General features: G+C 73.6%; 16 protein-coding genes. 6 read left to right on the forward strand and 10 right to left on the reverse strand.

Translation table 11 applies throughout. From position 1 onward, the window contains the following. Positions 1-175 precede the first annotated feature (175 nt). From A8711_RS28415 to thrS, 3 genes are read right to left on the reverse strand one after another with little or no spacing between them, the layout of a single operon-like run. The gene (locus A8711_RS28415) at positions 176-844 is read right to left on the reverse strand and encodes a hypothetical protein (RefSeq protein WP_069090023.1); all 669 of its coding nucleotides are present in this window, start codon (positions 842-844) and stop codon (positions 176-178) included. Between the two features lie 32 nt (positions 845-876). Next, complete coding sequence (locus tag A8711_RS28420; RefSeq protein ID WP_043325006.1) at positions 877-1,437, reverse strand: HIT domain-containing protein; 561 nt, start codon at positions 1,435-1,437, stop codon at positions 877-879. Between the two features lie 10 nt (positions 1,438-1,447). Then, entirely contained in the window at positions 1,448-3,469 is a 2,022-nt protein-coding gene (gene thrS / locus A8711_RS28425) for a threonine--tRNA ligase (RefSeq protein WP_043325007.1), read from the reverse strand. Between the two features lie 203 nt (positions 3,470-3,672). Here thrS and A8711_RS28430 point away from each other — a divergent pair, with 203 nt between their 5' ends. After that, positions 3,673-4,623 (forward strand): DUF1775 domain-containing protein, encoded by a 951-nt coding sequence (locus A8711_RS28430; RefSeq protein WP_069089892.1) that lies wholly within the window; start codon positions 3,673-3,675, stop codon positions 4,621-4,623. A 142-nt stretch (positions 4,624-4,765) separates the two neighbouring features. On the opposite strand, the gene A8711_RS28435 is transcribed toward A8711_RS28430, so the two are convergent. Beyond that, the gene (locus A8711_RS28435) at positions 4,766-5,695 is read right to left on the reverse strand and encodes an ADP-ribosylglycohydrolase family protein (RefSeq protein WP_069090024.1); all 930 of its coding nucleotides are present in this window, start codon (positions 5,693-5,695) and stop codon (positions 4,766-4,768) included. Between the two features lie 73 nt (positions 5,696-5,768). Here A8711_RS28435 and A8711_RS28440 point away from each other — a divergent pair, with 73 nt between their 5' ends. From A8711_RS28440 to A8711_RS28450, 3 genes are all read left to right on the forward strand, one after another. After that, entirely contained in the window at positions 5,769-6,458 is a 690-nt protein-coding gene (locus tag A8711_RS28440) for a response regulator transcription factor (protein WP_064448739.1), read from the forward strand. Between the two features lie 29 nt (positions 6,459-6,487). Further along, a complete protein-coding gene (locus A8711_RS28445) occupies positions 6,488-7,876 on the forward strand; it encodes a HAMP domain-containing sensor histidine kinase (protein ID WP_176722905.1) in 1,389 nt (462 codons plus the stop codon). A 225-nt stretch (positions 7,877-8,101) separates the two neighbouring features. After that, positions 8,102-8,377, forward strand: coding sequence for a hypothetical protein (locus A8711_RS28450; RefSeq protein WP_113973165.1), 276 nt, complete (start codon positions 8,102-8,104; stop codon positions 8,375-8,377). Here A8711_RS28450 and A8711_RS28455 read toward each other — a convergent pair. Continuing rightward, positions 8,334-9,359 carry an adenosine deaminase gene (locus A8711_RS28455; protein WP_069089893.1) on the reverse strand — a complete coding sequence of 342 codons (1,026 nt, stop codon included), beginning with the start codon at positions 9,357-9,359 and terminating at the stop codon, positions 8,334-8,336. The genes A8711_RS28450 and A8711_RS28455 overlap by 44 nt on opposite strands. Next, positions 9,356-10,147, reverse strand: coding sequence for a trans-aconitate 2-methyltransferase (locus A8711_RS28460; RefSeq protein ID WP_069089894.1), 792 nt, complete (start codon positions 10,145-10,147; stop codon positions 9,356-9,358). Before A8711_RS28460 ends, A8711_RS28455 begins: the two co-directional genes overlap by 4 nt. A gap of 84 nt (positions 10,148-10,231) precedes the next feature. Between A8711_RS28460 and A8711_RS28465 the strand changes: the two genes are divergently transcribed. Next, positions 10,232-11,215, forward strand: a complete 984-nt coding sequence (locus A8711_RS28465; RefSeq protein ID WP_064448742.1) for an aldo/keto reductase — start codon at positions 10,232-10,234, stop codon at positions 11,213-11,215. 82 nt (positions 11,216-11,297) lie between these two features. Beyond that, positions 11,298-11,486 carry a hypothetical protein gene (locus A8711_RS28470; protein WP_043325011.1) on the forward strand — a complete coding sequence of 63 codons (189 nt, stop codon included), beginning with the start codon at positions 11,298-11,300 and terminating at the stop codon, positions 11,484-11,486. An 81-nt stretch (positions 11,487-11,567) separates the two neighbouring features. On the opposite strand, the gene A8711_RS28475 is transcribed toward A8711_RS28470, so the two are convergent. From A8711_RS28475 to A8711_RS28490, 4 genes are all read right to left on the reverse strand, one after another. Next, entirely contained in the window at positions 11,568-11,771 is a 204-nt protein-coding gene (locus A8711_RS28475) for a cold-shock protein (protein ID WP_007075740.1), read from the reverse strand. Between the two features lie 287 nt (positions 11,772-12,058). Beyond that, entirely contained in the window at positions 12,059-12,331 is a 273-nt protein-coding gene (locus tag A8711_RS28480; protein WP_043325012.1) for a DUF4235 domain-containing protein, read from the reverse strand. After that, the gene (locus tag A8711_RS28485) at positions 12,328-12,669 is read right to left on the reverse strand and encodes a DUF3618 domain-containing protein (RefSeq protein ID WP_043325013.1); all 342 of its coding nucleotides are present in this window, start codon (positions 12,667-12,669) and stop codon (positions 12,328-12,330) included. Before A8711_RS28485 ends, A8711_RS28480 begins: the two co-directional genes overlap by 4 nt. After that, complete coding sequence (locus A8711_RS28490; RefSeq protein WP_043325014.1) at positions 12,666-13,100, reverse strand: phage holin family protein; 435 nt, start codon at positions 13,098-13,100, stop codon at positions 12,666-12,668. Before A8711_RS28490 ends, A8711_RS28485 begins: the two co-directional genes overlap by 4 nt. Between the last annotated feature and the right edge of the window lie 154 nt (positions 13,101-13,254).

A 13,254-nucleotide genomic window follows, 5' to 3' on the forward strand; every position in this document is an offset into this window, starting at 1 on the left:
TTCTGACCTTCGACAAGCCAGAACCTAGGCAGGACAACGGCGTGCGCCATCAACGACGCGCCCAACCACCCACAGACACGTCACAAGACCCATAAATATGCCTCTGAGGTATATCGGTTCGAGGTCATCCCTCCCGATCCGGCTCTGCGGAGGAACGCCGCCGCCCGGCGAGCCGTCAGCGCGCGTAGACCAGCAGCACCGGCTCGTCCTGGCCCGGCCAGGAGCCGGTGAGCCCACCGGAGCCCGGCACCTCGGCCGGTACGGGCCGCCGGACCACCGCAAGCTCGACGTCCCCCACCCGGACCACCGTCACGCCGCCGTCACCCGAGCCGGTCGAAACCGAACCGGTCGAAACCGAACCAGCCGACACCGAACCAGTCGAAGCCGGACCGGTCGGCACCGGGCGGCCGGTCCGGCTCCCGGTCAGCGTCATGCTCGCCGGCCGCATCTCACGCTTGCCGTCGACCTCGAAATACTCCTCGGCCTGGCCGGCGTCGGCGAGCACTGCGGCAGCAAGCAGCGGCGGGTACACCGGGTCGCCGCAGGCGTCGTACACCCAGCGGCGGCCGAGCACCGAGTGCTCGACGAGACCCACGAAGAAGTCGTCCGCCCCGGCCAGCGGCGCGCCCCGGTAGGTCAGCGGCACCTGGAGCACCGGGCCGTCACCGGCGCGCACGAGAAGCGTCTCGACGCCCACCTCACCGGCCGGATCGTCGAACCGGTACGCCGCGACGCGGCTGACCTCCGCGCCCGCCTCCCCGGCGAACCAGGACCGGCCGGGCAGCCAGGGTACGAGCAGCTCCAGTTTCGAGGGGCGCAGTTCCGCGCGGTGCAGGAGAGCCATGCGCAAGATCGTACTGTCGGAACGGGCCGGCGTCAGGCCGCCGCCCACGCCTTGGCGAGCAGCTCCCGGGTGTCGGCGAGCAGTTGCGGCAGCACCTTCGTCCGGCCGATCACCGGCATGAAGTTGGCGTCGCCGCCCCAGCGCGGCACCACGTGCTGGTGCAGGTGCGCGGCGATGCCCGCGCCCGCCACGCCACCCTGGTTCATGCCCAGGTTGAAGCCGTGCGCGCTGGAGACGTGCCGGACCACCCGCATGGCGGCCTTGGTGAACGCGGCCAGCTCGACCGTCTCCGGCTCGTCCAGCTCGGTGTAGTCGGCCACGTGCCGGTAGGGGCAGACCAGCAGGTGCCCGGGGTTGTACGGGTAGAGGTTGAGCACCGCGAAGACGTGCTCGCCCCGGGCCACCACCAGGGACTCCTCGGCCGGCAGCCCGGGCGCGAGGCAGAACGGGCAGCCGGCCGGCTTCTCGTACCCGCCCTCGGGCCGGTCCTCGCCGGAGATGTAGGTCATCCGGTGCGGCGTCCAGAGCCGGTCCAGCCCGTCCGCCAGACCGTTGTCGCCGCCGTACCCGGTGTCCCGCTCCGCCCCTGTCACACCGGCGATCCTACGATCCGGCCCGCTCGGCGGCAGGACCGGCGTTGGTGCGCGACTCCACCACCTCGCGCACGTGCGCGACCGCCTCGTCGATCGGCACGCCGTTGCGCTGCGAGCCGTCCCGGTAGCGGAACGAGACGGTGCCCGCGGCCACGTCGTCGTCCCCGGCGATCACCATGAACGGGATCTTCTGCTGCTGCGCGTTGCGGATCTTCTTCTGCATCCGGTCGTCGCCCAGGTCCACCTCGGCCCGGACGCCATGCCGGCGCAGCGTCGCGGCGAAGTCGACCAGGTAGTCGCCGTGCTCCTCGCGGATCGGGATGCCGACCACCTGCACCGGCGCCAGCCAGGCCGGGAACGCGCCCGCGTAGTGCTCGGTGAGCACGCCGATGAACCGCTCGATCGACCCGAACTTGGCGCAGTGGATCATCACCGGCTGCTGCCGGGTGCCGTCGGCCGCCTGGTACTCCAGCCCGAAGCCCTTCGGCTGGTTGAAGTCGTACTGAATCGTCGACATCTGCCAGGTCCGGCCGATGGCGTCCTTGGCCTGCACGGAGATCTTCGGGCCGTAGAACGCCGCGCCGCCCGGGTCCGGCACCAGCTCCAGCCCGGTCTCCAGCGCGCACTGCTCCAGCACGGCGGTGGCGGTCGCCCAGTCCTCGTCGGACCCGACGAACTTGTCCGGCTTCGAGTCGTCGCGGGTCGACAGCTCCAGGTAGAAGTCGTCGATGCCGAAGTCGCGCAGCAGGCTGAGCACGAAGCCGAGCAGGTGCTTGATCTCGGCCGGCGCCTGCTCCTTCGTGCAGTAGGAGTGCGAGTCGTCCTGGGTGAATCCGCGCACCCGGGTCAGGCCGTGGATGACGCCCGACTTCTCGTACCGGTAGACCGTGCCGAACTCGAACAGCCGCAGCGGCAGCTGCCGGTAGGACCGCCCGCGCGACCGGTAGATCAGGTTGTGCATCGGGCAGTTCATGGCCTTGAGGTAGTAGTCGCTGCCCTCCATCTCCATCGGCGGGAACATCGTGTCCTTGTAGTAGGGCAGGTGTCCCGACGTGTGGAAGAGCCCTTCCTTGGAGATGTGCGGCGTCCCGACGTAGTCGAAGCCCTCCTCGACGTGCCGCGCCCGGACGTAGTCCTCCATCACCCGCTTGAGCACGCCGCCCTTGGGGTGGAAGACCGGCAGGCCGGAGCCGATCTCGTCGGGGAAGCTGAACAGGTCGAGGTCCGCCCCGAGCTTGCGGTGGTCGCGGCGGGCGGCCTCCTCCAGGAGCTTCAGGTACGCCTTGAGCTCGTCGCGGGTCGGCCACGCGGTGCCGTACACGCGCTGCAGCTGCGGGTTCTTCTCCGACCCGCGCCAGTACGCGGCGGCCGAGCGCATCAGCTTGAACGCGCCGATCAGCCGGGTGTTCGGCAGGTGCGGGCCGCGGCACAGGTCCGACCAGCAGACCTTGTCCTCGTTCGCAGCGAGGTTGTCGTAGATGGTCAGCTCGCCGCCGCCCACCTCCATCACCTCGGAGGAGTCCAGCCCCTCCCCCTTGACCTCGATCAGCTCCAGCTTGAACGGCTCGGCGGCCAGCTCGGACCGCGCCTCGTCCAGGTCGGCGAACCGGCGGCGGCGGAACCGCTGGCCGGACTTGACGATCTCCTGCATGCGCTTCTCGAGCTTGGCCAGGTCGTCCGGCTGGAACGGCTTGTCGACGCCGAAGTCGTAGTAGAAGCCGTTCTCGATCGGCGGGCCGATGCCGAGCTTCGCCTCCGGGAAGACGTCCTGCACCGCCTGGGCCAGCACGTGCGCGGTGGAGTGGCGCAGCACGTTCAGCCCGTCCGGGCTGTCCAGCGCGACCGGCTCGACCGCGACCTCCTCGGCCGGACGCCAGTCCAGGTCGCGCAGCTGGCCCTGCGGATCGCGGACCACCACGATCGCCTTCGGCCCGCTCATCGGCAGGCCGGCCGCGGCCACCGCGTCGGCCGCCGTGGTCCCGGCGGCGACGACGACGGGGTCGGCCACGACGGGGGTACGGGGTGCGGACACGGTGACTCCTAGTCGTCGACGGTACGGATCGGGCCGGTGACCGGCCCCTGCGATGCTATCGGTCGCCCCGAGGCGTGCCGTCGCCGACGCCGCTGCCCGCCGGCAACGAGTTCGGCCCGCGTTGAACCTTTTCGCCCCGCCGCCCGAACTACCAGGTGGGGCCGGAGCCGGACCGGCCCCGGTCGAGATGGATGGGGGCCACGATGAGGATGATTCGTCAGGGCCGGTGGGCGGCGGCGCTGCTGGCCGCCGCGCTCGCCGGAGCGGTGAGCTGGCCGGGCGCGGCGAGCGCGGCCGGGGTGACGGTCACGACCTCACCCGCCGAGGTACGCCAGGGCGACGCGATCCAGCTGTCTGTGGTGGTGCCGGCGGACCGCCCCGGCACCCGCACCACGAAGATCGAACTGACCATGCCCCCGGACGCCCCGATCGGCGAGGTGTACCCGCTGTCGGTGCCGGACTGGGCGCCGACCATCACCACCCGCACCCTGGACCAGCCGGTCCCCGGCATGCACGCGGCCGAACTGAACCAGGTGACCCATTCGGTGACCTGGCTGCGGGTGCCCGGCACCGGCGCCGGAGCGGCCCGGCTGCCGCTCGGCATGGGTCCGATGCCCGCCACCGACCGGCTCACGTTCACAGTGACCCAGACGTACGCCGACGGCACCGTCGTGCAGTGGGCCGACCCGGCGGGCGGCAAGCACCCGGCGCCGACCGTCGACCTGCTGCCGCCGCTGCCGGGCACCATGACGCACAACGGCGACCCCGGCGCGAACGGCGGCGCGCACGGCGGTCACGGCGCGGCGGGCGGAGCCCAGGGCGGGGTGCAGGGCGGTGCTCAGAACGGTGCCCCGAACGGCGCGCCGACGGCCGGCACGGCCGACGACGGGCCGAGCGCGGACCTGCTGCTCGGCGGCGGCCTGCTCGCCGGGCTGGCCGGCGGGGCGGCGATCGGCTGGCTGCTCAGCCGCCGCCGGCGCGACGCCATGACCCTGCCGCTCGACGACACCACCGCGGCCCCCGACAGCCGCACACCTCCCGACGCCACCGCGACCCAAGACAGCGTGCCCCGCGTCGGCAACGCGGCCCTCGAGAGCGCGACCTCCGAAGCCGGCGAACCCGTCACCGCCGGCACCGCCTCCACGCGCCCCTGACCGCCGCCCGCCCAGCAAGCGGGAGCACCGATGCGAGACCACAGTAGATCTTGGTACGGAACGGCCCCAGGAGGGCCGTTCCGTACCAAGATCTCGGACTCCTACGGCGGCGGACCGCGAGCGCGGGTGCGGGTGGGACGGGTCAGGCGGGGGTGGTGACCCAGCCGGGAAGGGGCTCGCGCGCGGTCAGCCAGTCCTGCGGCACGCCGCCGCGCCCGCCGACCCCGGTGTACGCGGCAACGATCCCGCCCACGATCGCGGCTGTGGTGTCCACGTCGCCGCCCGCCTCCACGCAGACGCGGATCGCGGCGGGATAGTCGTGCAGCAGCGTGGCCGCCACCCAGAGCGTGAACGGCACGGTGTCCTGCGCGGTGACCCGGGATCCGTTGCCGAGCGCGTCGGCCGCCTCGGCGGCGGGACGACCGAGCAGCGTGGCGGCCCGGCGTACCCCCTGGTGCACCTCCCCGGCCGGGTCGAGCGCCCCGGCGACGGCGCTGAGCAGCCGGGCCGGCTCGGGCCGGCCGCCGTCGAGGCGGGCGCGGGCGGCGAGCGAGGCGGCGACAGCGACCGCCACCGCGCCGGCGACGCCCTCCGGGTGGGCGTGGGTCACCTCGGCCGATGCCCGGGCCTGCTCGGCGGCGCGCCGGGTGGAGTCGGCGTGCCAGGCGCCGAGGGGCGCGACCCGCATGGCCGCGCCGTTGCCGCAGGAGCCCTGCCCGTCGAACGCGGACGCGGCGGCCACCGGCCACGGCGTGCCGGTACGGATCAGCCGCAGCACCCTCACCGCGCCCGGCCCGTACCCCCGGTAGGGCTCGCAGCGCTGCGCGAACGCCAACGCCAGCCGGTCCCTGTCGATCCGTGCCCCGGCAGCCAGTTCGGCCACCACCGAGCAGGCCATCTCGGTGTCGTCGGTCCACTCCCACGGCGGCGCGGGCAGCCGGCCGGCGGCGAGGTCGTCCGGGCGCCGGCCGGGAACGAAGAACTGGGAGCCGAGGGCGTCGCCCACCGACAGGCCGGCCAGCGCGTCGCGGGCGAGCGTGAGGCGGGTGTCGGGGAAGAGCGTGAACGTCATCGCCGTCACAGCTTGCCCGCTTCGCCGGACCGCCGCAACGCGACCGGCTTGCCACGACGAGTACGGTGCTGACGTGGCAACCGTCCTGCTGGTCGAAGACGACCACGTCGTGCGCGGCGCCATGCTGCGGTCGCTCACCGACCGGGGGCACGCGGTGCACGCCGTCGGCACCGCGCTCGACGCGCTGCGCCGGGTCGCCGCCGAGACACCGGATTTGGTGGTGCTCGATCTCGGTCTGCCCGACCTGGACGGCTCGGACGCGCTGCGCATGCTGCGTGGCATCACCGACGTGCCGATCATCATCGCCACCGCCCGCGACGACGAGCAGTCCGTGGTGCGTCTGCTGCGCGCCGGGGCGGACGACTACATGGTCAAGCCGTTCACCGGCGCGCACCTGGACGCCCGGATCACCACTGTGCTGCGGCGGGCCGGGCGGGCCAGCCGTACCGTCGCGCCGGCCGTGCACACGGTCGGCGGCCTGCGGGTCGACGTGGGTGAGCGCAGCGCGGTGCTGGACGGGGAGCCGCTGGCGCTGACCCGCAAGGAATTCGACCTGCTGGCGTATCTCGCGGCGCGTCCCGGCCGGGTAGTGTCCCGGCGGGAACTCTTGGAGGAGGTATGGCGGCAGCCATCGGTCGGCGAGGACCAGACCATCGACGTGCACCTGTACTGGCTCCGCCGCAAAATGGGCGAGTCCGCGGCGAAGCCGCGCTACCTGCGCACCGTGCGGGGGGTCGGCTTCCGGCTGGTGGCGCCGGACTGAGGCTGACGCTGGCCGGGCTCACCGCCGGCATGTGCGGCCTGATCGCGCTCGCCTTCCTCGTCCCGCTCGGGCTCACCCTCGCCGACCGGGCCCGGGAGGCGGAACTGGCCGACGCCGCGCGTCGCGCCGCGCTGGTGACCGGCGCCCTGGCGGTGAGCACCGACACCGCTGCTGTCGAGCGGGCGGTGGCCGCCGCGGCCGGCGACGACCCGGCGCTGCGCCCGGTGGTGCACGGCATCGGGGCGGACGAGTCCGCCGGCCGGGCCGACGCGGCAGCTCTCGCCGACGCCGCCGCGCAGCGGCGTTCGGTGGTGACCGAGGTGGACGGCGGGGTGCTGCGGCTGGACCCGGTGGTGCTCGGCGAGCGGGTCGCCGTGGTGGAGGTCTTCGTCCCCGACGAGGCGCTCGACGAGGGCGGGGGCCGCTGGCTGCTGCTGCTCGGGATTGCGCTGGCGCTGGTCGGCGCGGCGGTGGTGGTGGTCGACCGGGTGGCGGCCCGGGCCGTGGACGCCACCGGCGACCTGGTCAAGGCGGCGCTCGCGGTGGGTGACGGCGAGCTGGGGGTACGGGTCGAGCCGACCGGACCGCGCGAGCTGGCCGAGGCCGGGCACGCGTTCAACCGGATGACGGAACGGCTGGTCGCGTTGCGTGCCGACGAGCACGAGCTGGTCGCCGACCTGTCGCACCGGCTGCGGACGCCGTTGACCGCGCTGCGGCTGGACGCCGAGGCGCTGGAGTCCGACGACACGAGCATCGGCACGTTCAGTGAGGCGGAGCTGGACCGGCGGCGTGGCATCCGGCGTATCCGGCAGGCGATCGTCACGCTGGAGGGCGAGGTCGACCAGCTGATCAAGACGACCCGCAAGGCGGTGAGCCAGGAGTCGGCGCCGGCGTCGTGCGACGTCAGCGAGGTGGTGCGGGACCGGATGGTGTTCTGGTCGGCGCTGGCCGGAGACCAGAACCGCCCGCACCGGGTGGTCGGAGCGCAGTTGCGCATCCCGGCGCCGGTGCCGCGCGCCGAGCTGGCCGCCGCGCTGGACGCGGTGATCGGCAACGTGTTCCGGTACACGCCGCAGGGCACCGCGTTCGAGGTGGCGGTGAGCCGCCGGGACGGCTGGGTGGCGATCCGGATCGACGACGCCGGGCCGGGCATCCCGAACCCGGACCGGGCGCTGCGCCGGGGCGAGAGCGACCAGGGCTCCACCGGGCTCGGGCTGGACATCGCCAAGCGGGTCGCGTTGCAGGCCAACGGTTCGGTGAGCATCGACCGGGCCCGGCTGGGCGGGGCCAGCGTGGTCATGTTGCTGGCCGACCCGGACGCGGCGCCCCGGCCGGTGAACCGGTTCGGGCTGGTCGGACGGATGGCCCGGGACGCCCGCGAGCCGCGTGCCGGGCGGCGCTGGCCGCGTCCGCGCTGACGCCTTGACTGTGGGCCGGCGCAAGTTCTCCTTAAAGGTGGTTTAACGACGGCCGGGAAACCGCCGTGAACTGCCAGGATTACCGACAGAACCCATCAGTTCCGTCGGCCGGGACGCCCCGTAACACCTTTCGGCCGACGGATCGGTGCGCGCGGCGGGAGTTCGGTCCCCCCACACCTCGCTCCCGTCGCGCGCTCTCCCGTCGTTCCGGGCGAGGTGACCGTCATGACGCCGACCGTCGGCCGTCTGCTCCGCTGGGCCGCCGTGATCGGCCTGGGCATCGCCCTCACGCTCGCCTTCTGGCAGGACCCGGTGCTCGCCCACGGCCCGGTCCGGCCGGCGGCTGTCGCGTCAGGTCCGGCCGCCGCGCTGTCCGCGCTGGCCCTGGCCGGGGTGATGCTGACCGCGCGGCGCCGGCCACCCCGGGGTTCGCGGCGGCCGACGCCGGTACGGCCGCTCAGCGTGCCGCGCTCGCCCGGTACGCGTCGATCTCGGCGCTGATCCGGGCCTGCTCGGCCGGGGGCAGGAACGCAGCGGCGACCGCGTCGCGGGCCAGCGCGGCGACGCCGTCCGGACCGAGTCGCAGCAGCCGGGCGGCCACCGCGTACTCGTCGTTGAGCGTGGTGCCGAACATCGGCGGGTCGTCGGAGTTGATGCTGACCGGCACGCCGGCCTCGACGATCCGGGGCAGCGGGTGCGCGTCGATGCTCGGCACGGCCCGGGTACGCACGTTGGAGGTCGGGGAGATCTCCAGCGAGATCCGCCGCTCGGCCAGGTAGGTCAGCAGCGCCGGGTCCTGCACGGCGGAGATGCCGTGGCCGATCCGCTCGGCGCCCAGTTCGCGCAGCGCGTCCCAGATCGTCTCCGGGCCGGTGGTCTCGCCGGCGTGCGGCACCGAGCGCAGCCCCGCCGCCCGCGCCTGGTCGAAGTACGGCTTGAACTGCGGCCGGGGCACGCCGATCTCGGGGCCGCCGAGGCCGAAGCTGATCAGCCCGTCGGGTCGTTCGTCGAGCGCGATCCGCAGCGTCTGCTCGGCGGCGGGCAGGCCGGCCTCGCCGGGGATGTCGAAGCACCAGCGCAGCGCGATGCCGAAGTCGGCCTCGGCGCGTTTGCGGGCGTCCTCGATGGCCTCGCAGAACGCCGGCGCCGGGATGCCCCGGTTCACGTGCGAGTACGGCGTGACGGTCAGCTCGGCGTACCGGACCTGCTGGCGGGCCAGTTCCCGGGCGACCTCGTGGGTGAGCAGCCAGACGTCGTCGGCGTCGCGGATCAGGTCCACCACGCTGAGGTAGACCTCGATGAAGTGGGCGAAGTCGCGGAACGCGAAGTAGTCGGCGAGCGCCTCCGGGTCGGCCGGCACCGGGCTGCGCCCCTCGTGCCGGGCGGCCAGCTCGGCGACGATCCGGGGCGAGGCGGAGCCGACGTGGTGCACGTGCAGCTCCACCTTTGGTAGTCCGGCGATGAAGGTGGGCAGGTCGGTCACGAGTTCTCCTCTGCGCGGGCGCCGGTGCGGGCCACCATGAAGATCCGGCGGAACGGGAAGTACACCTGACCCTGCCGCACCGGGTACGCCTGCGCGAGCCGTACCCCCAGCTCGGCGCGGAAGGCGGCCCAGCCGGCGGCGTCCAGCGCGGCGCGGACCGGGCGCAGCGCCGTGCCCTCCATCCAGGCCAGCACCGGGTGGTCGGCGCCGGTGGCGGGCAGCAGATGCACGTACGTAGTCTCCCAGGCGTCGACCGCGCAGCCCGCGCCGGTCAGCAGCGTGGCGTAGCCGACGGGTTCGTCGACCGGCGCCTCGCGCAGCTTGCCGGCGAGCGCGTCGCGCCACGGTTCCCGCGCGGCGACGGAGCGCAGCAGCCGGTGCGACGGCGCGTCGAAGTTGCCCGGCACCTGGAACGCCATCCAGGCGCCCGCCGGCAGTGCGTGCGCCCAGCGGCGGAGCAGGTCGCGGTGCTCCGGCACCCACTGGAGCACGGCGTTGCCGACCAGCACGTCGACGTCGGGCTCGGGCCGCCAGTCGCGGACGTCGCCGACGGCGTAGCCGACCGGTCCACTCTCGGCGCTCGCCCGGGCGATCATCTCCGGGGAGGAGTCCAGGCCGGTGACCCGGCTGCCGGGCCAGCGGCCGGCGAGCGTGGCGGTGAGCGTGCCGGGGCCGCAGCCGAGGTCGACCACGGCACGCGGGTACTCGGCGCCGACCCGGGCCAGCAGGTCGTGGAACGGCCGGGAGCGCTCGTCGCCGTAGCGCAGGTAGGTGCGCGGATCCCACATGACAGCCTCCAAACCGTACGTACGTCTTGTTAGACCGTACGGCCCGCCGCGCGCCACGGCAAGCGGCTCACTAGGCTCGACCGGGTGGAACAGCGCAGCTTCGACCGGCTCGGCCGGCACGTCGGCATCATCGGACTCGGCGCGTGGCAGCTCGGCGCGGACTGGGGCGAGGTCAGCGAGGACGCGGCGCTCGCCGTGCTCGCCGCGGCCGTCGACGCGGGCGTCACCTTCCTGGACACCGCCGACGTGTACGGCGACGGCCGCAGCGAGGCGCTGATCGGCCGGTTCCTGCGCTCCCGCCCCGGACACGGGCTCACCGTGGCCACCAAGATGGGCCGACGGGTGGAGCAGACGCCGGAGGCGTACACACTCGACAACTTCCGGGCCTGGACCGACAGGTCCCGCGCCAACCTCGGCGTCGACACGCTCGACCTGGTGCAGTTGCACTGCCCGCCCACCGCCGTCTTCGCCGACGACCGGGTCTTCGACGCCCTCGACACGCTCGTCGCCGAGGGGCGCGTGGCCGGGTACGGCGTCAGCGTGGAGACCTGCGACCAGGCGCTCACCGCCATCGCCCGGCCCGGGGTGGCGAGCGTGCAGATCATCCTCAACGCGGTCCGGCACAAGCCGCTGGAGCAGGTGCTGCCCGCCGCCGCTGCCGCCGGGGTCGGGATCATCGCCCGGGTGCCGCTGGCCAGCGGCCTGCTCTCCGGCCGCTACGACGAGAACACCACGTTCCCGGCGGACGACCACCGCACGTTCAACCGGCACGGTGAGTCGTTCGACGTCGGCGAGACGTTCTCCGGCGTCGACTACGACCTGGGCCTGGCCGCGGTGCGCCGGCTCGCCCCGCTGGTCGGCGACGACCGCACGATGGCGCAGTTCGCGCTGCGCTGGATCCTCGACCAGCCGGGCGTGACGGTGGTGATCCCCGGCGCCCGCTCCCCCGAGCAGGCGCGGCGCAACGCGGAGGCAGCCGGCCAGCCGGCACTGACCGACGTGGAGCTGGCCGCGGTGCGGGCCGCCTACGACGAGCTGATCCGCCCGCAGGTGCACGACCGGTGGTGAGCCGGCCGGTCGGCGCGGCGTCGCCGGCCGCCCGCGCCGCCGGGCATGCTGGAGCGGAACTGTCGTCGTCGGAGGGGGAACGATGAGGGGCTGGTTCCGGCTCACAGTGGGGCTGCTCGCCGTGGTGCTGGGTGCGCTGTGGACGGTGCTCGGGCTCGGGTATGTCGAGGGCAGCGCGCTGAGCGACGAGCGGCTCTGGGCGTACGTGGGCGCGGTGCTGATCCTGATCGGACTCGTCGGGCTGTGGTGGGGCATGCGTGCCCGCCGCTGAGGCGCCGGGCAAGGCGAAGCCCCGCCTCCCGTACGGGATGCGGGGCTTCCGGCACCGGCCGGCGCGGCCGGTGCGGTCAGCTCAGATGGGGCGGACCTGCTCGGCCTGCGGACCCTTCTGACCCTGGGCGATCTCGAACTCCACCCGCTGGTTCTCCTCCAGCGTGCGGTAGCCGCTGGTCTGGATGGCCGAGAAGTGGACGAACACGTCAGCACCCCCGCCGTCGACGGTGATGAAGCCGAAGCCCTTGTCAGCGTTGAACCACTTCACGGTTCCCTGCGCCATGTGTATCTCCTTCTAAAACTGGCGGCCGAGCACGCCGTGCGGCCGATTGGCCGTTTTCGAGCAGCGGCGCCTGAGGCGGCCCCCAGTACCGGAGACTTCTCTCAACCCACGCGTCTCTCAACAGCGTGAGACAGCAAACCACGTACGCAAAAACTTCGCACAGCCTAGCGGACGAAATTCTCCGACATGTGACCTGAAGGTCGCGCCGACGCCGCTGCGCGGCCCCGCCGGAGCCATGCGAAAGGCCCCTTTCCCGCGCTCGGGAAAGGGGCCTTTCCGGCCTTTCGTCAGTCCGGCCAGCGACCGGTCAACCGGCGCACGCCCACCGCTCCACCTCGGTCGACGGCGGCCCGCACCACCGAGAAGATGGCGCCCTGCAGCGCCGCGGCGGCGAGCACCTCGCCCCAGCGGCGGTCCTCGTCGGTGGCGCTCGGCGCCTCGCCGTCGCCCGCTGTCAACTTCCAGACCTGGCGGAAGATCACGCCGGCGACGGTACCGGCGGCCAGGCCGAGCAGCACCCCCACCGGTTTGTACGCCGCCTTGCCGATCTTCCCGCTCACCTGCGCCTCCCTCGGACGATCGCCAGCACCACCACCGTCACCAGGGCCCCGGCCGCGACGGCCGCCCACGGCAACGGGTTACGCCCGACCGCCTCACCCTTCTCGTACGCCTGCGCCCGGACCAGCCGGGCCCGCTCCGCCGCCCGCCCGCGCACCCGGGCCGCGGTCAGCGACGCCTGCTCGCGCATCCGCGCCTTCGCCGCCTCGGCGGAGTGCCGCACCAACGCCTTCGGGTCGGCCCTGGCCGCGAGCAGCTCCATCGTCTCACCGAGTTCCACCCGGGTCCGGCGGATCTCCTCCCGGAGCGCCGCCACGTCCCCGGTTCCGTTGCCGGTCATGCCCGTCTCCCGTCCTTCACCGCGGCGGTGACCGTGTCGACGTCCGCCCGCACGCTACGGACGGCCGCCTCGGGCACCGGCGGGACGGCACGGCTGACCTGCTTCTTGCCCACGAGCGCCAGGATCCCGGCGAGCAGGAACAACGCCACCGCCACGATCAGGGCCGCCAGCCACGCCGGCATGACCAGCGCCAGCAGCAGGATCACGGTGGCGACCAGGGCGCCGGCGCCGTAGAGCGCCATCACCCCGCCGCCGCCGAACAGACCGATCCCGATCCCGGCGTGCTTGCCCTTCTGGGTCAGTTCCGCCCGGGCCAGCGCCAGCTCGTCCCGTACCAGACGGGTGACCTGCTCGGTGGCGCGCTGGACCAGTTCCGCGGTGGACGGCTCGTTCCCGGTCCGGGACGTGCTGCGACTCGCGACGTCAGCCATGCTGTCCTCCTTTCGTCATCACCGCGCTGTATGCCCGGAGTCGCCGCCCGTCAATCCTGCGCGGCGCGGCCGGTCCGCCCGGCCGCGCGCCGCCGGAACCCGGCGCCGTGAGCGCCGGATCCGGGGCGTGCGCACCACGTCCCCCGCAACCGTC

Origin of the sequence: Micromonospora sp. II (assembly GCF_001709195.1) — a bacterium.
Lineage (GTDB): Bacteria > Actinomycetota > Actinomycetes > Mycobacteriales > Micromonosporaceae > Micromonospora > Micromonospora chalcea.